The sequence below is a fragment of the Pseudenhygromyxa sp. WMMC2535 genome (assembly GCF_011083025.2).
Genome location: NZ_JABJWV010000001.1, coordinates 1,359,845 through 1,379,416, shown reverse-complemented (window position 1 = coordinate 1,379,416; position 19,572 = coordinate 1,359,845). Strand labels below are relative to the sequence as shown.

General features: G+C 70.3%; 12 protein-coding genes. 5 read left to right on the top strand and 7 right to left on the bottom strand.

Going from position 1 to position 19,572, the window contains the following annotated elements; translation table 11 throughout:
• Position 1: 1 nt before the first annotated feature.
• From G6O69_RS05000 to G6O69_RS04990, 3 genes are all read right to left on the bottom strand, one after another.
• A complete protein-coding gene (locus G6O69_RS05000; RefSeq protein ID WP_172302387.1) occupies positions 2-2,026 on the bottom strand; it encodes a hypothetical protein in 2,025 nt (674 codons plus the stop codon).
• Positions 2,027-2,187: 161 nt separating this feature from the next.
• Positions 2,188-3,030 carry a hypothetical protein gene (locus tag G6O69_RS04995; RefSeq protein ID WP_172302386.1) on the bottom strand — a complete coding sequence of 281 codons (843 nt, stop codon included), beginning with the start codon at positions 3,028-3,030 and terminating at the stop codon, positions 2,188-2,190.
• 335 nt (positions 3,031-3,365) lie between these two features.
• A complete protein-coding gene (locus tag G6O69_RS04990; protein WP_176396635.1) occupies positions 3,366-5,402 on the bottom strand; it encodes a hypothetical protein in 2,037 nt (678 codons plus the stop codon).
• A 203-nt stretch (positions 5,403-5,605) separates the two neighbouring features.
• Between G6O69_RS04990 and G6O69_RS04985 the strand changes: the two genes are divergently transcribed.
• Both G6O69_RS04985 and G6O69_RS04980 read left to right on the top strand, forming a co-directional pair.
• The gene (locus tag G6O69_RS04985) at positions 5,606-6,889 is read left to right on the top strand and encodes a hypothetical protein (protein ID WP_172302384.1); all 1,284 of its coding nucleotides are present in this window, start codon (positions 5,606-5,608) and stop codon (positions 6,887-6,889) included.
• The gene (locus tag G6O69_RS04980) at positions 6,882-12,122 is read left to right on the top strand and encodes a CHAT domain-containing protein (RefSeq protein ID WP_172302383.1); all 5,241 of its coding nucleotides are present in this window, start codon (positions 6,882-6,884) and stop codon (positions 12,120-12,122) included. Before G6O69_RS04985 ends, G6O69_RS04980 begins: the two co-directional genes overlap by 8 nt.
• A 74-nt stretch (positions 12,123-12,196) precedes the next feature.
• Here the strand turns inward: G6O69_RS04980 and G6O69_RS04975 are convergent, their stop codons facing one another.
• The 4 genes from G6O69_RS04975 to G6O69_RS04960 all read right to left on the bottom strand — a co-directional run bounded on the left by G6O69_RS04975 (position 12,197) and on the right by G6O69_RS04960 (position 17,297).
• A complete protein-coding gene (locus G6O69_RS04975; RefSeq protein ID WP_172302382.1) occupies positions 12,197-13,165 on the bottom strand; it encodes an isopenicillin N synthase family oxygenase in 969 nt (322 codons plus the stop codon).
• Positions 13,166-13,339: 174 nt separating this feature from the next.
• Positions 13,340-13,780, bottom strand: a complete 441-nt coding sequence (locus G6O69_RS04970) for a hypothetical protein (RefSeq protein ID WP_172302381.1) — start codon at positions 13,778-13,780, stop codon at positions 13,340-13,342.
• A 119-nt stretch (positions 13,781-13,899) separates the two neighbouring features.
• Positions 13,900-15,639, bottom strand: a complete 1,740-nt coding sequence (locus tag G6O69_RS04965; RefSeq protein WP_172302380.1) for a hypothetical protein — start codon at positions 15,637-15,639, stop codon at positions 13,900-13,902.
• A gap of 398 nt (positions 15,640-16,037) precedes the next feature.
• Complete coding sequence (locus G6O69_RS04960; protein WP_172302379.1) at positions 16,038-17,297, bottom strand: hypothetical protein; 1,260 nt, start codon at positions 17,295-17,297, stop codon at positions 16,038-16,040.
• A gap of 32 nt (positions 17,298-17,329) precedes the next feature.
• Here G6O69_RS04960 and G6O69_RS04955 point away from each other — a divergent pair, with 32 nt between their 5' ends.
• From G6O69_RS04955 to G6O69_RS04945, 3 genes are all read left to right on the top strand, one after another.
• Positions 17,330-17,830: a hypothetical protein gene (locus tag G6O69_RS04955; RefSeq protein ID WP_172302378.1), complete on the top strand. Its 501-nt coding sequence runs from the start codon at positions 17,330-17,332 to the stop codon at positions 17,828-17,830.
• Positions 17,831-17,912: 82 nt separating this feature from the next.
• Positions 17,913-18,590 (top strand): hypothetical protein, encoded by a 678-nt coding sequence (locus G6O69_RS04950; protein ID WP_172302377.1) that lies wholly within the window; start codon positions 17,913-17,915, stop codon positions 18,588-18,590.
• Positions 18,591-18,701: 111 nt separating this feature from the next.
• Positions 18,702-19,565, top strand: coding sequence for a DNRLRE domain-containing protein (locus G6O69_RS04945; protein WP_255216085.1), 864 nt, complete (start codon positions 18,702-18,704; stop codon positions 19,563-19,565).
• The last annotated feature ends 7 nt before the right edge of the window (positions 19,566-19,572 follow it).

The following is a 19,572-nucleotide window of genomic DNA, read 5'->3' as shown; positions in this document are numbered from 1 at the left end:
GTTACGGGCTCGCGCGCAGGTGGATCCGCGTCCATGGCCCGCTGGTGGCGAAGCCGCCCTCGACGCTCAGCGTGCGCGCGTCGAGCCAGGCATGCAGGTGCGGATCCTCGGCGTGGCCGAGCTCGGCGTCGGCGGCGAGGGCCCCCAGGGCGCGGGCACGCATGGACCACAGGCGCTGCGCGTCCGCAGTCTCGTCTGCGTCGGACTCGTACGTGCCGCTGCTGGATGGGGCAGGGTCGAGCTTCAACAGCCAGCGCACGCGGGCGTCGCTGTCGGCGCTGAGCAGCCAGCCGCCGGGGCGCCGCGTGTGCGTGCGCTGGTCGACCAGGTAGATCGCGTCGCCTTCGAATTCGCCGCGCTCGATCTCTCCCGTGATCCCGGAGATCTCGACGGGCTTCATGCGCGCGAGGCTGGCGAGGGGGTGGACGGCGGCGGTGGCCTCGGGGCCGACGCGCGCGAAGACGACCCACTCCCAGGGCGGGGCGGCGCGGGTCTGGGCGCCGAGGCTGGTCAACGCGAAGCCGATGCCGAGGGTGTCGCGGATCAGCGCCGCGCTCGCGGTCTTGATCAGCCCGCTGGTGTCGCCGCGGGCGAGGGCGCCAAAGGTCCCCATGAGGTTTGGCCAGCTGCCCAGGACGAGCAGCAGCTGGCCGCGCTCGCCGGCCTGGCGGAGCACGCGGCTCACGGTGGTGGTGTCGGCGAAGCCGCCGCGGGCGAGGGAGGCGAAGCGGGGGAAGGCGGACGAGCCGGTGACGCGGGCGCAGGCCGGCGCCTGGTCGGCGCACAGCTGCTCGAGGCTGGGCAAGGCGTCGAGGCCGAGGTCGTCGATGGGGGCGAAGTGGGCGGCCGCGTCTGCGCTCGCGAGGCGCCAGCGCAGCGCGAGCTCGAGCTCGAGCTCGTCCTCGTCGACGCGCAGTTCGAGGTCGAGGCCGTCGAGGTCGCGCTCGGGCGGGAGCAGCTGGGTGAGGGCGCGCTCTCGCTGGAGATAGGCGCCATAGTCGAGGCGAGCTTCGTGGGCGGCCACGGCCGCGTCGGCCACGGCCTCGGTCTGGATCAGCGCGAGGGTCTCGGCGGCGAGCAGGTGGAGCGCGAGCTCGGGGGTGGTGTTTGTGGGCGTCGCGTCGCTGGCGCTCGGCTGCGCAGGCGTTCGCTGACCGCGGCGCTCGGCTGCGCGCAAGGTCTCGCCGAGCTCGTCGACGCTCGCCCCCGGATGGAACAGATAGACCGCGTCGAAGCGCAGCCGCCCATGCTGGGGATCGTCGGCGCCGCCCCAGATGATCAGCCGCGGGCCGCCGATGCACAGCGGCGGGTGGTCGAGGGCGGCGCACAGCGCTGGGTCGAGCGCTCCGTCGCGGTCTCCCGCGCCTCGAGCTGGGCTGGGGATCTTCGCCAGGGCCGCGAGCAGTCGTCGGTGGTCGGTGGCTGGCAGCTCGGCGCGCAGGTGCACGCCCAAGGTCCCCGCCCAGCTGCGCAGCTGGGCGAGGGCGGCCTCGCGCTCGGGGTCGTCTGGGCCGTGGTCTGCGGGCGCCCCGGCGAGCTCGCCCAGGCGCTTGCGGATCGCCGCGCGGCGGTGGTCGAGGGGGCGCATGGACAGGTAGATGCGGGCGTTGGCGTCGAGGCCGAGGTCGGCGAGGCGGGCCTCGGCCGCGGCGACCTCGTTGGCGCCGAGCAGCTCGACGACGCCGGTGAAGGCCGAGATCAGAGGCGAGCGCGCGCGCTCGAGCGTGGCCCCGCGGAGCTGACGACCGAGGCGGACGAGGGCGCGGGGGTCGAGGCTGGCGTGGGCGAAGGCGCCAGCCATCGGCGCGCTGGGGTCGTGGCTGTCCGGGGAGGGGAGGGGGGACGTGGCAGCGGGCGAGGCCGAGGCGGCGCGCGCGGGCTCGTGGGCCTCGCTGGTCGAGCCTGACTCGTCTCGACAGGCGAGCGCACCGGCGAGCAGTCCGGTCAGCGCGAGGATGCGGATGCGGATGCCGATGGCCGATGTTCGGCGCGGGGGCGTCCGATGCTGGTGGGGCTCGCTCGTCATGGCAGGCGAGGGATCAGCATGGTCGTCGCTCGCAGCCTTGTCGAGGTGGCCCCGCGCGGACCCGGGCGCGCGCGCGCGTCGGCGGGGCCCACACCGAGGTGTGCGGCCTCACCGACGCGCGGCTCTTCGCCCGCGGCCCCGAGGGCGACGGCCGCCCTCGTTCAGGGCCCGACGTGAAGCTGGTAGGTCGCCGACGTCGAGAACGGAGAGTCGCCGCAGATCTCACCGCCGAGCTCGATCACGTGATCGCCGGGGGGCAGCGGGTTGATCACCGCGTAGTAGCCGGCGCCGATCGACGGCATCAGCCCGCCCACGGTCCAGTCGAGCTCCCAGGCCACGTCGACCTCGAAGGGCTCGTCGACGACGAGGTAGAAGTCGTCGTCGTAGTCCTCGATGCTGTCGCGGACGTCATGCCCGTCGATGCGCAGGGTCAGCGAGCAGGTGTTGGCCCGAGCCTCGGCCCAGCTGTCGAGGAAGTAGGGAATCACAGCCGCGACCGACTCCTCGTCCGGGTAGTACTCGGGCGCGGCGATCCACCATTGGTTGACGAGGGGGAGCACGATCTTCTTGCCCGCCGGCATGTCGCACTCGCGGGTCACGGCCCCGCCGAAGGTCCCCGCGAGGTACCAGTACGGACCCGACTGGCCCATCGCGCAGTCCTCTCCGGTCAAGTCGGCGATCGGGCCGTCCTGGGGCTGTGACATCGCCCAGCGGACCCAGCCGATCAGGTGCTCGGCGTGGGGCGACTTGGCCTTGTTGGTGATCCCGCAGGCCGACGTCTGCTCGGGGATCGCCGCGCTGGACGGGGCGATGTCGAGGCCGGCCACGGCCGCGCTCGGCTGGGGCGAGGCCGTCCGCACCGGCCACTCCCCGAGTTCGGCGATCTCGGCGATCTCGGCGAGCGCCTCGGCCTCGTCGAGATCCGCGAAGTCGTCGACCTGATCGCAGGCGAAGAGCGCGAGGCAGGGGCAGAGCAGGAGCGAGAACTTGATTCGGTTGGTCATCGGTTGGGTCTTTCTTCGCGCTGCGCGAGGCCGGCATCGGCCAGTTCGGCGCGCTTCATCTCCGTGGTTCCGCGCCGCTGCCCCGGGATCACGAGAACCGCAAAAAAATCAGCGGCGAAAAGGACATCCAGTGCAGGGTCGGTCTGCTGCCCGAGTCCTGTGCACCGCACCCCCTAGGAGCCCGTGGTGGAACCCAGCGCGGCTCCTGGCGCTGGGATTTTCGTCGAGGGCGCGAAGCCAAAACGCAGCTGTACCGGGCGTACTGCAAGTTTTGGCGACAACGCACTCGGCGAAAAGACCAAGCGAGGTGTCGTGTTGGGTTTCACCACGGGCTCCTAGAGCTTGCCCAGGGCCACGCGCAAGCTCGGCCCGAGGGCGGCGCCCGAGCTCGACAGCTGGGCGCGGATCCAGCGTTGGCTCAGCCAGCGCTGGGCGAAGCCAAATTCCTCGCGGAAGTTCTCCGACACGCTGAGCAGCCGCCACAGATCCGGGATCTCCACGTAGGCCAGGGGGGTGGCGCCGTCGTCACGTGGCAGGCCGCTGAGCCAGCGCACGCGGTCGTCGCTGTCGGCGAGCATCGCCCAGCCCCAGCTGCCGGTGTCCGCCTGGGGGTCGAAGATCGCGTAGTAGTTGCCGGCGACGTCGCGATTGGGGAGCACGGTGGTCTCGACGCGGCCGGGCACGTCGGGGATCTGCGCCGGGCTCAGGCGCACGTCGATCAGCTGCAAGAAGCCCGAGAGCGCGTTGAGGTCGACGGCCGAGCTGCGCACGTAGCCGACCCAGTCGCCGGTCAGGCTCCCGCGGGTCTCCTGGAGGCTGCGCACGGACACGCCAAAGCCCAGGGCGCGGTCGGCCACGCCGAGGGCGTTTTCGATGAAGAAAGACTCGGGCGGCTCCGCGAGCTGACCGGGGAGCAGGCCGAGGGTGCCCAGGGCGTTGGGCCAGGTCTCGAGCAGCAGGATCAGCGTGCTCTCGTCGTCGTAGCGCTCGAGGGTGTCGAAGAGGGTCTCGGGGTCGGCGTAGACGCCCGTGGTCAGGGGGATGAAGCGATGGCGGGCCGGCAGCCCGCGGCTGCGGCCGCAGACCAGCGCGCCCTCGCAAAGCGCGGCCGCGCTGGGGACGTCGGCGTCGATCTCGGCCAGGGTGAACAGCTCCGCGGCGCTGGCGGGGGCGCTGCGAGCTGGGAGCCAGGCGAGCTCGGCGAAGGTCTGGCCGTCGTCGACGCGCAGCTCGAGCTTGGCGCCCTCGAAGAGCCGGCTGGTGTCGTGGAGCGAGGCGAGCGCGGCGTCGGCCTTGGCGTAGCGCTCGCCCGCGCTGGGGCCAGCCGCGATCCAGCGCGAGAGCTGGCTGGCGAGCTGCTTGGCGCGCATGGTCTCGACCATGGCCGGCGCGTGGATCAGCGCGTTGCAGTCGCCGCGCAGGGCAGCGGCCTCCGGGTCGGCGCTGGCTCGGGGGGTGCTCGAGACCGACTCGAGCGCGGCGAGGTATTCGGCGCTCTCGGGCATCCGCTCGCTGGCGAAGGTCAGGTAGAGGTCGAAGCGCACGCCACCCTCGACGTCGCGGGCGATCAGCGTGCCCTCGCCCTGGCTGCCGCACAGGCGCAGCGGCCCGTGGGTCTGGGCCAGCGCGGCGCAGACGCTCGGGTGGCCGGGGGCCTTCGAGGGGACGCGCGAGAAGGCCTGACGCAGCCCTGCGAACAGTGGCTCGAGGCGAGCGGGGTCCGTGGTCGGGAGGTGGGCGCGGACGTGGAGCCCCAAGGTCCCGAGCTGGCGCATGACCGCCTGCTGCTCGGGGCTGGGCGGTTCGGCGAGGGCTGGGTCCTCGGGGGGCGGCGTGTCGAGCTGGGTCCAGCTCTGTGGGCGCGCGGCGCTCGGCTTGGGGTCGGGGTCTGGGCGCGCGCCCGCGTCGAAGCCGAGCTCCTTGGAGGTCGCGCGCTCGCGCAGCGTGGGCAGGTGAGCGAGGACCGGGCGGATCGAGATGCTCAGCCGGGCGTCGGCTGGGATCGCAAAGTGGGCGAGGAGGTCGTCGACGCGTGGGTCCGCCCCGATCACCTCGCCGAGCTCCGCGAAGTCGCGGGCCTCCGCGGGCCCGAGGGGCAGGCTGTGGAGCAGGTCCTGGGCCAGCGCGAGCTCGCAGCTGCCGCTGGCGATGGCGCCGTCCATGAAGGCCGGCTGGATCCCCGCGGCCGGGGCCTGGAGGGCGGGGACGCGATCGCTGGTCGAGGCGTCGTGCTCGCTGTGCTCGCCGCCATGGGCGTCGCCGGCTTCGGCGTCGCCGGCTTTGTCGCCGTGCTTTTGGCAGCCGAGGGCGAGCAGGGCGGTGAGGGCCGATGCCGTGGCGAGGGCGCGCATGGGGCATGCTAGCAGGCTCATGGTGTGAGGCCGCGGCGGCGACGATAGACCGGTCATGGGACGAGGGGGATCGGCGCGCGGCACTACGAATATAGGTCGTCCTCGACTTCCGGGGGCGCCTGGTGTCGTACTCGAGCGGCCTCGCATGTGCAGGGGTCTCGCCGCAGGCGCAAGTCCGGGACTCGGTCGCGCGAAAATCAGCTCTGGGCTAGAATTACTCGCCCATGGAGCTCGACCTCAAGAGGAAGATTGTCGCCGCTTGCAAGCCGGAGGAGCCGATCCCCCCTGAGGATCCCCGCTACTACGACTTCGACCGTGCTCATCTGCGAGGTCAGCCGTGGCGAGAGTGGTTGGCCAACGAGATCCGCTTTGCCTCGGAGCCGCGCGCACAGCTCGTCACCGGGCTTCGTGGTAGCGGCAAGACCACCGAGCTCGAGCAACTCGCAACGATCCTGGGCGAGGGCTACGAGGTCGTCATGGCTGACGTCGGCGCCTGGCTGCGAGACGATGAGCCGATCACCAGTGAAGATCTGATGCTCGCCATGGTCCTCGCCATCTTCCCCGCCGGCGGCCCGCAGGGCACGGGCTGGGTCCGAGAGTATGTTCAGCGTGCCTGGAAGCTGCTCAATTCCGAGGTCGAGATCGAAGGTGGCATCGACAGCGCCAAGGCCAAGCTGACCACAGACGACACCCTCTTTCAGCGGGTCGCCAGGGCCTTGCGTCAGCGCGACGGTCTGCGTGAAGAGGTCTTCGCCGTGCTCGAGCGCGCCGCCGAAGATTCGCGCCGTGACGGTTGTGAGTTGGTGCTCGTCCTCGACGGCGCCGAAAAGCGTGCCACCGGTGAGACCTTCACCGCAGCGCGCAGGACCGAGTTCCACAACAAGTGGTTCGGTGCATTCATTCTCCGTGGCCGCGATCTCCGTCCGCCAGTGCACACGATCTACACAGTTCCTCCATTCATGGTCCGTCGCTCGGCCGAGATTCACGCGAGCTTCGGCTCTGAGCTGCAGTTCCTGCCCATGGTTCGGGTCTTCGACAAAAAGGGAGGCTTGCACGCGCCGGGGGTCCAGGCCGTGGTCGAGGCTCTGCTGCGTCGAGTCTCGTGCGAGCACTTCGAGGACCCCGCGATCCCGGCGTTCTTGGTGGCTCACAGCGGCGGATACCTTCGAGATCTGCTGCGCTTCGTCCACCACATGGTCCACAACGTCGGTGACGCGCCTCGCTTTCGCCGCAAGGACGCCGAGTTCGCGGTCAACCGTGTGCGCAACGCCTACGGCCAAGCGCTCGTCCGCGAGGACAAGCAGGTCTTGCACCACCTGCACCCCGACAAGCGCTTTCCCGACGACGAGGCCTCGCTGCTGCGGATGGACACGCTGTTGCAGGGCTTCAAGATGTTCCGCTACCACAACGATCAGGAGTGGTACGACGCGCATCCGCTGTTTTGGCCGCTGCTCGACTTTGACGAGCCGATCACCTGGGAGCAGGCCGAGGCGTTCGCGCGTGACTGAGGCCCTCGACCCGGAGTTTGCCCGCCGGGGTCACAACGCGCGCGAGTGGTCCCTACTCGCCAATGCCCTCGAGCTCGAGACCGGCTTTGCTCTCTTCATCGTGCTGGTCGCGGACAGCGAGGTCGAAGGGCGGCTAGGCGCGTTGCTCGACGCCAGGGCCAGCGCGCTCGGGCGCCGCAGCGTCGTCGTCGATGCCTCGAGCCAGGGCTCCCTGGCGCCGATACAGGTCCTGCGCCGTCTCGAGCCCACGGCGCAGGTGCTGGCGCGGATCGAGACCACGACAGCGAGTCGCCGCAGCGTCGAGGCGCTCGAGCGCTGCTTTGCCCAGCTCAATCAGTCGCGCGACTCGCTGGTCCGACGAGTTCCCGGGCCCCTACTGATCCTCCTGCGCCCCGACGCGCTGCGTCATCTGCAAGATGTCGCGCCGGACCTGTATAGCGTGCACCGTGACCAGCTGGACTTTCTCGGCTTCGCCGGGCCCGCGGTCACGCCGCACTGGTTGTTACCCTCGTATGAGCTGTCGAGGCTGCTCGCGCTCGAAGATCTGCCCCTCGTCGAGGCGCTCGCCGACATCGATCGCCCCGAGCCCGCGGGCACCCGCGCCGCCAAAATTCGAGCTGCGGCAGATGCCCTGAGGCGCGCGGCGCTGCCAGATGACGATCGTGCGCTGCTTTGCTACGCGCTGAAGCAGGGGCCTGCTCCGACGCCAGCTGACGATCGGCGGCGCCTCATCCTCGCGCTCCTCGCCGTGATCCACGGGGACTTCGACCTGTCTCGTGCGATGCTCTTGACCGCTGGCGGGGCCCTCGATGCGCCCCTCGTGGAGCTCGACGCGATCACCCGCGCTTGGCTGGGCTTGGTCGACGGTGATCACGACGCCGTCACACGAGCCTGCGCGAAGCTGGAGGGGCTGAAGCTACTGTCGATCCGTCACGAGCAGCTCCGTCTGCGCGGAGATCTGGAGGCCTGCCTAGGAGCCCGTGGTGAAACCCAGCGCGACACCTCGCTTGGTCTTTTCGCCGAGGGCTTTGTCGCCAAAACTGGCAGTACACCCGGTACAGCGGCGTCTTGGCTTCGCGCCCTCGACGAAAATCCCGGCGCCAGGGGCCGCGCTGGGTTCCACCACGGGCTCCTGGACCCTGGTCGTAGCGTCGCGGAGGCCCTGGCTCGACGACTGGGGCCCACACACCCGGCGACGGCGGCCTTCGCTGTCATTCGCGCGAAGATCTTCATGGATACTGGTCGAGGGGCCGAAGCAGAGGAGGCCGCCGAGCAGATCTGGCGAGGCTTCGAGCGCTCGTCGGATGCCCCCGAGGCGCTACTACACGCTCTCGCGCTGCTCTTCGAGCAGTTTGAACGCCCAGCGCGCGCGCGCGCGGTGCTTGGCCGCGCAAAGAGCTCGTTGGCCAGCCTTCCACCCTGGGTCCTCGAGCTCGAGCGACGCCTGCCGGTGAAGGCGCCAAAGGTCTACTTGATCTATCGCAGCAAGGACGGGCCGGCCGCGGGCGAGCTCGCCCGCGCGCTGCGAGTAGAGTGGGGCATCGATGTCTGGTTCGACCAATGGGAGATCCGCGCCGGCGACAACGTCATCGCCATGATGGAGGAAGGCCTGGCTGCCGCCGATGGCGGGCTGGTCTTCGTGAGTAGGGAAGGCCTCGAGGCTGGTTGGGCCGCCGAGGAGTACGCCGCCATCCTCACGCGCGTCATCGACGGCAAGGGCTTTATCATGCCGGTGCTCGCCGATTTCTCTGCCACGGAGGCGTTGCCACCCTTCCTCGCCGCACGCCGCCGGGTCGATCACCGCGATGTCGAGACGATCGCCAGGGAAATCTACGCCCAAGTGGGCCGCGAGTCCGGCAGTAAGCCGGCGCTCGGCGCTGCGCCAGCGCGCTTTGAGCTGCACTGTCGACTGGACCTGCGCGGTGAAGGCGATGAGCTGCTCGTCCACTACGACGGGCACGAGGTCCGCATTCCTGCGCAGAGTCTCAGTGACGCGTTCACTGGCCCCCTGGGAGAGGCCTTGGCAGCGAAACTCCACAACCATCCAGGGGACGCGGTGCTGAGCATCTGCGCCGACGATTTCGGGCTTCTGGCGCTGCCCTGGGAGGCCGCTCGACTTCCCCATGGCGCCCGCTACCGTCCGCTGGCCCTGATCCCCCGGCTCACCGTCGCTCGCACCCTCGAGTGCTCGTCACGGGTCGCTGCGCTGCCTGGTATCGACGGCCCCCTGCGTGTGCTCTTCGTGGTCGCCTCGCCACGAGATGACCACGACTGGGAGCGCGAGCAAGAGCGCATCCTCGACGGCCTCGAGCGCGCGCGCCTGGCCCGACCGCGCGTGGTCTTCGTCGAAGCGCTCCCGACCCTCGAGGGGGTGCGATGGCAGCTCGACGCCGAGCCTTTTCATGTCGTCCACTTCGTCGCTCACGGTGGGCCTGGCGAGCTCCTGCTCGAGGACGAGCGGGGACAGCCGGAGGTGGTCGACGGTCCGCGGCTCGCAGCGTCGCTCACCGACGCCGCCCACCCGCCGCTGGCCGTCGTGTTCTCGGTGAGCGCGAGCGCCGATGGGGGGGATCAATCGGCGATGGCCGGTGAGCTGCTGCGTGCTGGCGTCCCTCGAGTCATCGCGATGCGGGGATCTGTCAGCGAGGGCTACGCGAGCGAGCTCGCCGGCTACTTCTACGCCGCGCTCGCAGCGAGGCCGAGCGTGGCCCGAGCGCTCGCCGAATCGCGCCGCCAGCTCGAGGCTGCGCGCGCGCAGCGAGCACAGACATCCTCGACCGCAGCGAGCGAGCCCGAGTATGCCAAGGTCATGGCTTTCTCCCGCGCCGAAGACCTCGACGCGCCACTATACGACGTCACTCGGCCCTGGGACCCTCCCCCCGAGCCGCGCTCGCTGGTCCCCGTGCGTGGGATGGTCTCTCGCCCCGTGGGCTGGGTCGTCGGGCGTCGCGCCGAGGGGCAGACGCTATTTGCTGCGCTCACGGACCCTGGCCACGCAGGAGCGCTCGTCTGGGGCGTGGGCGGCAGCGGCAAGTCGACGTTGGCGACGAGCCTGGCTCAGCGCCTGGTCCGCATGGGCTGGGCCGTGGTCGCCGTCGTCGGGCGCTTCACCGTCGCCGACCTCGTTCGCCACGCGCGTCGACAGCTCACGGGCCAGCTGGTCGATTCCGCGGCCATTCGCGAGCTCGTCGCCATCGACGATCGGCAGCGCGCGGAGGAGTCCCTCGACGAGCAGGAGCTGCTCGCGCCGCTGGCTCGGCTGCTCTACGCCGAGCGAGTCTTGCTGCTCTTGGATAACTTCGAGGACAACCTCCCCGGCGATGCTTTGCCCGCAGATCTCTCTGGCGCAGGTGAGCGGCCCTACAGGGCGACTCCGTCTCGCGAGTCTCTGGCGCTGTTCGAGACCTTGCTACCAGCGGCCAGGGGGGCCGGCGCGGTGCTGATCACTTGTCGCTTTGATCTGCAAGAGGCTGATGAGCTCTCGCGTCTCGGCCTTGGCCCCGTCTCCCCCGCGGCCATGCGTCGCCTGCAGTGGCGCCTGCCTGGCCTGATGAACCTCAGCCCACGCGAGCGCGAGCGGACGCTGGCGCTCCTTGGCGGACATCCCCGGGCGCTCGAGTTCGCCGACGCGTTGCTGCGCACGACCTCCGGCAGGCCCGAGGCGGCATTCGTCGACATCCTGCGGCGTCTCGAAGCGCTCGCACGAGGCAGCAACGAGCAGCTGCCTGATGTGGTCGACGCGAGTCCTCGAGAGCGGGTCGAGCAAGCGTCACGACTGGTCGCCGAAGATGTCCTGCTCGAGGCGCTGCTTGCGACCCTCGACGAGGAGAGCCGTCGCTTGCTCGACGCGGCGGCGGTCTATCGCCGCGCCGTTCCTCTGGGGGCGATGAAGGCTGTGGCGGACGCGGTCGGCCTGGACTGGGACGAGCGGCGACTCCGGGAGGGGATCGAGGTCCTGGTCTCGCGTACGCTGCTGGCCGTGGCCGGGCCAGGAGCGCGCGGTAGCGGGCAGAGCTGGGTGGTGCATCGGTGGATCGCCGCTCGGTTGCAACATGAAGATGAGCGCTCGAAGTCCGCCCACCTCGCCGCTGCAAAGTGGTGGGGGGACACGTTCAGGAATGTCGATGCCATCCTGGAGAGGATCGAACATCTGATCGCAGCGCGGCGGCTCGAGTTGGCCGATGAGTTGGCGGAGCGGCTTCGGTTCTCCACATCTCGGCGCGGCCTGTCTCGTTTCGCGTACTCTCTGAGCGAGCGCATGCTGGAGGTCTTCACGGAGCCCGACCGTCGCCGAGCGCGGTGGCTGGCCAATCTCGCCGAACACACGGAGGCTCTCGTCGGCAACGATGAGGCGCTGGCGCTCTATCTGGATTCATTTCAGTTGTTCGAAGACGCGCTCGCTCGAGACCCCGAAAACAAAGAACGATTGCATGATGTGCTTGTTGGCTCGGGCAGGCTCGCAGACCTGTATCGGTCAATGGGAAAAAACGAGGATGCTCGTTCATGCTACGAGCGTGCTCGTTCATGCTACGATCGTGCTCTTTCATACTACGAGCGTGGCTTCGAGATCGCCGAGTCACTCGTTCGAGTTGCATCATCCATCGAGCAGGATGATGCCAAGCTCAACCTGGTGAAAATTCAATCCAGCCTGGGCATGCAGCTCCTGCAGTTCGGCGCGTCCGACAGGGCAGAGCAGCATTTGCAGGCGAGCCTCGACCTCGCCAACGCTCTTGCCAGGGCTCACCCTGACGAGGTCGAATTCCAACTCACGCTCGCACAGACCTACGGCAGGTTCGGAGACCTCTCTCTCGAACTGAACCGACACCAGCAGGCTCTCGAGTCATACCAGTCTTGTCGAGAGATTCTCGAGCCCCTGGCTTCGCGCAGCCCCATGCGGCTCGATATCCGGGACGGCCTTGCAGCAGCATATGAAAACTTGGGCCTTTGCCAGAAAGACATCACGCTGATCGACAAGGCAATCGAGATCTATCGCGAATGGTTCGAGCGCGAGCCCGATCGCAAAAAACTCCTCGACCAGTTGGCCCGCGCCTCGCTCTTGAAGGCCGAAATGGCCAAGCGGCTCTGCGATGAGCAGAGCCTCGTCAACGCCAGGCGCGACGCTCTCCCGCTTCTCCACCATTTCCGCGAGCTCGATCAACGCGGTGGGCTCGCAGAAGACTCGAGGGTGTACTATGAGGCCCTCGAAGGAGAATTCGGCGAAGCGCCCTCCTGACTCGTGAAACCCCCGCCAACCTCCATGGTCTCGACGACTGACGGGGGGCGCGGGAGCCGGCTACGCCCCCGCGCTCACAGCCCGAGCTCGCGCAGGCGCTGCTGCAAGAAGTCGTCGGCCAAGATCGGCTCCGGGTAGCGGTCCGGGTTGTCCGGGGTCACGCAGCCCTTGAGCGTGGCGATCTCGAACTCCGAGTTGGGGTGCATGAAGAAGGGCAGCGAGTAGCGCGGCTTGCTGCGCCACGGCTCGGGCGGGTTGACGACGCGGTGGATCGTCGAGGGCAGCACGTGGTTGGTCAGGCGCTCGAGCATGTCGCCGACGTTGCAGACGACCACGCCCTCGATGGTCGAGACCGGGATCCACTCCTTGGTGCGCGAGAGGATCTCGAGGCCGGGCTCGCCGGAGCCGACCAGCAAGGTGATCAGGTTGATGTCGCCGTGGGCTGCGGCGCGCACGGCCCCGTCGGCGCCGGCGGCCCCCTCGAGGGGCGGGTAGTGGATCGGGCGGAGGATCGAGTTGCCGTGGTCGACCTTGTCGTTGAACCAGTCGTCGGGCAGGCCGAGGTGCAAGGCGATGGCCGAGAGCATGCGCCGGCTCAGGGCGTCGAGCTCGCGGTAGAGGGTGGAGAGCGTGGTGTAGAAGCCGGGGACGAGCTCGTCGCTCGGCCAGATGTTGGGCTCCATGATCTCGCCCCAGGAGTCCCCGGCGTCGAACATGCGGCCGACGTGCCAGAACTCCTTGAGGTCGGGGACCTCGGCGCCCACGGCCTGCTCGCGGCCGAAGGCGGTGTAGCCCCGGGCGCCGCGACCACCCTCGATGAAAAAGCGCATCTTGGTCTCGGTCGGCAGCCGGAAGAAGGCGGCCAGGACCTCGTAAGCCTTGGCGATGAGGGCGTCGTCGAGGCCGTGCTCGCGGATGCCGACGAAGCCGAAGCGGCGCAGGGACTCGCCGAGGTCGGCGACGAAGCCCTCGCGGTCTGCGTCGCTGCCCTGGTCGAAGCGGCGAATGTCGAGCTGGGGGATCCGATCCGTGGAGGCGCTCACGGGGCGCTCGTTAGCACGGAGCCGGGGCCGGTGGCAGGCCCCGGGGCCGGTCGACGCAGAGCTTGCGGGCAGCGCCTGCGGGCTGCGCTCATTGCTCGGCCTCGCCCAGCCCTGTCCAGCTGCGATTTGGCCACGAAGGGCCGCTGCGGGGCGCTAGCTGGCGCTAGCCGGCGCTCACTCGGGGAGGTCCGGGAGCTCTCCGAGCTCTTCGTCCTCGCCGTCCTCGAGCTCGTCGTCCTCGCCCTCGTCGTCCTCGCCCTCGGGCGGGTCGGGCATCAGCATCCGCAGGCGCGCGGCGAGCGTCTCGTCGTCGGCCGAGAGCTCGCCGACCTCCTCCTCCTCGAGGAGCCACTCGGCGAAGATCGCTGCGCGCTCTTCGTGGGTCGTGCCGCGGTTGAGAGCGCGAGCTGCGCCCTTGGTCAGCGCGCGCGCGCCGTAGGAGCTCACGGTCTCGAGCAGCTCCTCGGCGATCAGCCCTTCGAGGAGGATGCGCGCGATGTCGAGGAGCTTCTCGTACATCGTGAAGTCAGGGTCGTGCCACGAAGGCGGTGGCTCGTACTGCGCCCCGCCCCCGCCGAGGGCTGCCTTGATCAACGCGAGCGAATCGTCGGACACCGGCGGAGCCTAACAGATTGAGGCCCGTGGTCACGGGGCTTCGGGTTTTCGTTCGAAAGGCGCCGCGCTTGCAAAGCGCGCTCCACAGCGAGGCCGCCGGGGTGCGCCTGCAAAGCGCTCTAGTCACTCGTGGGCAGGGTCGCCCACAAGATGGCGCCCCAGATCAGCGGGGCCAAGTTGATGCTCAGGCCCAGGCGCAGGTCTGTGAGCGAGCCCCGGTTGCTGCCTAGATACTGGTGGCTGAACTCGAGCCCGACGATGCCCCACAGGGCCTCGAGGGCGAGGCCGTGGCGCAGACCGTAGACGCCGGGCTCGCCGTCCTCGAGGCCCTGGTCGATGCCGCCGAGGACGAGGCGCGGGCGGTAGAAGCCCGCGATCAGGTGGGTGCCAAAGCCCAGGCCGACGCCGACGTCGAAGAGATGGCCGCCGCGGATGGGGTGGGTCTCGAAGCGATAGGCGAGCTCGGGCCAGACCCACAGCGTCGGGCCGCGATCTTTGGCCAGGGGGGCGAGCAGGGCCCCCGCGCCGACCTCGAGGGAGTAGCCGGCGACCGGATCCGCGCCGAGCGGGAAGACCACGCCGTTGTCGATGCGCGCCGTGGGCATCCAGAAGATCTGCGGGAGGTCGGCGTTGCGCTCGTGCCACTGCTCGCGGCGGAGCAGCCGGTCGAGGAGCCGGCGGTCGGAGTCGTGCAGCGGCTCGTCGTTGGTGGACTCGCCGATGGCGCGCAGCTGGTAGGAGCGCAGGTCGCGTTGGCTGGCCACCCATGCCAGATCTTCGCCCTCGTCGAGGACGATGTCGTGGACCAGGCCGACGTCGTTGGCGATCGGTACGAAACGCTCGCGCTCGAACAGCCACAGCTGTCCGCCGGCGCTGGTGATCACCCGGTCGCCTGCGGCCACGGACACGCCGGTGATCGCGGTGAAGCCCGCCGGCGGCTCGCCCTCGGCCGGGGGGCCCACGGGGATCGGGTGCTCGCGGGTGGGGACGGAGCCCGAGAGGCGCAGGTTGATCTTGGGGCCCTCGACCGGCGGCTCGCCCTCCTCGCCCTCTTCACCCTGGGCTGCGTCGGGCTTGGGCTTCTTGCTGCGCTTGCCGAGCTCGAGGCTCTGCTCTTGGGGCTCGGGGTCGGAGCGCTGCTCGCCCATCTCGACCTCGAGCAGGCGGTCGCGGCCGGCACGGATCCACAGGGTCTGGGTGACGCCGCTGTACCAGGCCTCGTACCAGGGCGCGCGCAGGGTCTCGGGCGAGAGGCCGGGGAGCAGCGGGCGGTCCCACTGGCCGTCGTCGAAGCGGACCATCATGCCGTCGCGGCCGACGACGTAGACCTGCCCGCCGGGGCTGGTCGCGGCGCCGAGGGGGTGGACGTTCTCGGGGTAGGGGTAGGCGCGCCAGCGCAGGCTGCCGCGCAGGTAGAGCGCGCGCTCGCGGCCGATGGCGTAGACGACCCCGCTGGCATCGACGGCCACGGCGACGATCTCGTCGCCCTCGAGCAGGGGGACCTGATCCGTCTCGATGCCCTGGGCGGTCCAGCGGACCATGGCGCCGTCTGCGGCGATGAACACGGCCTGCTGGCCGCCCACGGCCCGGGTGCCATCGGCGTCGACGAAGACCTCGATGTCGACGGCCTCCCGGGTCGGCTCACCCTGGCGACCGATGCGATAGAGCGAGCGGTTGGAGCCGGCGAGGAGCAGCTGGTCGCCGTCGGACCACAGCGCGCGCACGCTCTGCTCGAGGATCACCTCACCGCTCCCGGCCTCGCTCTCGGGCGACTGGGCGCGGCCGGTCTTCGGGGCGAAGAGGGCGAGGGCGAGGCCGAGGGCCGAGGCGACGCCGAAGCGGGGGCGGGAGGCGAGCATGGGCTGCCGTCGCGTAGGATTTCAGGCCGCGGGCGGCTCTGCAAGCGCTGGCCGGGGGAGGTGGCGGGCGGCGTGCTGCGAGCGCCGAGCGGGTCGTGGCGGACAGGGCTCTGACGCGGGTGTCATGGGGGAGCGGGCGGGCGCGTCTCGGTGGCCAGCGATATGGCTGTCGAGGCGCTCGCGCACCGAGGATGCAGAGCCCTTCGCGGGGGGAGCCTGTGATCCGCGTCGAAAGGGCCGAGGGAAGTCCCCGATGTGGCGGTGGCTCGCTCCTGGAAATTTTGCCCGCGCGCATCCCCCCGCGCCCGGCGATTCACGCGCGCTTTGCCCCCGGCGCTTGCAGTGTCCCAAACCAGTCGCGCCCCCCAAAAAAGCGAGGGCGAGCGAGGGGCTCGGGCTCAGCCCTGCTCGCAGATCTCGTCGGTGTCGAATTCCTGGCTGTAGTCCACGCCTTCCACGCCAAAGCCCCGGGTCCGCGCGTAGCCGGCCATGAAGCGCTCGTAGAGCCCGAGGTCGAAGTCGGCGCCCTCGTGCAGCGCGGCGAAGCGCTCGCCCAGGGCGGCCTGGACGTCGTCGGCGAGCTCGCGGTCGTCCATGCGGATCAGCCCCTCGGCGTCGGGCTCGGCCGCGCCGCCAAAAAAGTAGTCGCGGAACATGCGGCGCATGCTGTCGAGGGGGTCCTCGTGGCGATCACCCATGACCGCCAGGAGCAGGGCCATGTAGAGGGGCACGCCGGGGATGCCCCCGGAGGCCTCGGTGATCACGGCGGGGCCCTCGACGGCGAAGGCCTTCCCGCCCACGGCGCGGTCGAGCACGGCCGAGAGCGCCTGGGTGGTGTACTCGAGGTCGGCCTTGGCCAGGCCGATCAGCCCGTCGCGGTAGAGCGGGGCGTTGAGCGGGCCGCCGCGGTAGGAGATCGTCAGCAGGGTGTGGCCGTCGTCGATGAGCTCGGCCTCGAGCAGGGCGTCGATCCAGCCCTCGATCACGCGCCCGCCCATGACCCAGACGGTGCCGACGGCCTCCTCGGGGGTGCCGGGCTCGACCGCGAGCTCGAGGATCTTGGGGCCCTCGTCGCCCTCGGGGCCGGTGAAGGTCTGGATCGTCGCGGGCTTGCCCACGGGCTTGAGGGTGCTCGACACGGTCTTGCCCGTGCGCGGGTCCAGGCCGCGGGGGGCGGCCAGGGCCCAGACGATGCCGGCGAGCTTCTGCCCGGGGAAGCGCCGGCGCAGCTCCTCGATGGCCGCCGCGCGGGCGACGGGATCGAAGGCGTCGACCTTCTCGCTGTGGGCCGCGAGGCCCATGGCCCGCAGGCGGCGCTCGATGGCCAGGTTGCGGTGCCAGGCGGGCGAGCCGATCTTGCGGATCTTGTTGTTGCTCTCGGGGTTGGGCTCGGCGTCGAAGCTGAAGTTGACAGTGTGCGCGCCGTGGTCGACGGCCAGGGCCACGCGGGCGGCGCTGCCGAAGCCACCGGAGCCGCCGACGATCAGCCACAGGCCGCCCTCGCCGGGCTCGGGGGTGTGGGCGCGGGTGGCCAGGGCGCGCTCGATCATGCCCTCGGCGTCGCGCTGGGTGCCGACCGGGTGGAAATTGCCGGGGAAGATCACGTTGCCGGCGCGGCGCATGAAACGGAACTGGAACTCGGGGATGGCGAGCTTCATAGCGAGACCTCGCCGGCGTGTACCATGGAGCGGTGGCAAGGCGCTTGCGCACCGCCCTCGCGCGGCTGGGGCGACTCTCGGTCGCGGTCGCGGCCCTGAGCTCGGCGGCCGCCTGCGCCGACGAGCTCCGCGCCGTCGAGCTGCGCTGGCCGACGACCTTGCTCGGCGCGCCGACGCAGCCGGTCGGTCAGGCATCCGGGCTGCAGGCGCGGCTCGAGGCCATGCGCTGGGAGCCCGAGGGGGTCGTGGTCGAGCTCGGCCTCGACAACCTCGGGCCGGGGACGCTGCGTGTCGACCTCGACGCCTTGATGCTCGCCTGGGACGGGCTCGAGTACTCGCGGGCCGAGCGGGGGTCCTCGCGTGAGCTCGCCCTCGACGAGGGCGCGGGACAGATCGTGCGTCTGCGCTACCGCCTGGGTCGCGGGCTGATCGGCTCCGACGCGTGGCTCGTCGTGCGCGGCCTGGAGCGCGAGGGCGTGGCCGCGGTCGAGCTGCCCACGCTGGCGCTCCCGGCCAAGCCGGCGGGGCTGTGAGCGACAGGCCAGCGCGCGACAGGCCAGCGCGCCACGCATGGGCGCTGCGCTCCCGGCCACGGCGCGGGTAAGCTCGGGCATCATGACGCGCCGCCGCCCCGCCTCGCTCGCCTCGCTCGTTTCGTTGCTCGCTTGCGTCGCCTGCTCCGAGGGTCCGGTCGGCTATGGGGATCGCCAGGGCGACATGGTCTCCAACGCCCGGCCGGTGGTTGGCGGCGGGCCGATCCAGTGGCCGCGGCGCCCCGAGCCCGCGCCCGCGGCCAAGCCGGAGCCCACCCCGGCGCCCGAGCCCGAGCCCGGGCCCGAGCTCGATCCCAAGCAGGCCGCGCTGGCCGACGTCGGGCGCCAGGCCTTCGACGCCCTGCGTGAAGACGACCTCGACGCGCTCATGGCCCTGACCCACCTCGAGGGCGGGGCGCTGGCCGAGCGCTGCCCCGACAAGCCGAGCCCCGCGACCAAGCAGGAGATCGCGGCGCGCTTTCGTTTTTGCCACGACGAGATCGACTGGGAGGCCGTCGAGGAGGCGCAGATCTTCGCCGACAAGCGCAGCGGCGGGGCGGCCGTGGGCTGCGAGGCGGGCCTCGAGGAGCTCGGTCGGCTCCAGCTCTTCTTGCACATGCGCGGCGGCGCGTACTGGCGGGTCGACTTTCATGGTGCGGTGGGCGTCGACGGGAAGGCCGTGGGCATCGACGGTGGGATTTCCTGCCGCGAGGTCGATGAGGTTCCCAAGCTGCGCAAAATGCGTGATTCCGAGCCCTGACGCGCGAGATGTCGCGGATGCGCGCACGACTGGGCCCCCACTTTCGTGTTGGGTGGTGCCTGGCGAAGACGAGCTCGTCTGCGTCGCTACGTTCGAGACCTCGACGTGGCGATGCGCGCGGTCGGCCGGGATCTTTCGATACTCTCGAGTCTGATCGTGGTCATGGTCTTCGAACTCGAGCGTCGCGCCCTCGCCTCGTCTGATCGACGAGCGTGGCCTGTGCTCGTCGGTCTGGTCGCCGGCGGGGTCGCCCTCGGCGGCTGCGTGCTCGGCGAGAACCCGGACTTCGACGGCCCCGCGCTGACGAGCGAGGACAGCGTGGAGACCGGGGGCGAAGCCGACACCATGCAAGAGGGCCTGACCTGCATGGGCGGGACCCTGGACTGTGACGACATGCCGGGCTGCGAGGTCTCTGGCGACGATCCGTTGAACTGCGGGTCCTGTGGCCGCGCCTGCGAGGTCGGTGGGACGCTGATGGCCTGCTCGGCGGGCGAGTGCGAGGGCAGCCTCGAGATCGTCCTCACCGAGGACACCTACGCGCGCGAGGACCAGTCGATGAGCAACTTTGGCGGCGAGCCGTGGCTCTTCGCCGTCAACGGCCCGAGCGACGAGCGGACCTTCATCGACCTGGAGCTCGCGTCGACGCTCCCTCCGGGCGCCGAGATCGTCGGGCTCGAGCTGAGGATCGTCGCGGACTCGGCCATGGGCCCCCTCGATCTCTTCGAGGTGATGTCACCGTGGTCGGAGGACACGCTCACCTGGGCGTCGATGCCGGCGATGAGCTACGAGTTCTCGACGATGCCCTTGTCTCAGGGCGTGAACACCATCGACCTCGGCCAGCTGATCCCGAAGTGGAACGACAGCAGCTTCCGCGGCCTCGCGCTGCTGGCTCCCTCGGGCAGCGAGGCGACGATCCACAGCAGCGAGCACATGAGCCAGGACGGGCCGGTCGCCGTCGTCGAGCTGCGCTGGTAGGCGCGCG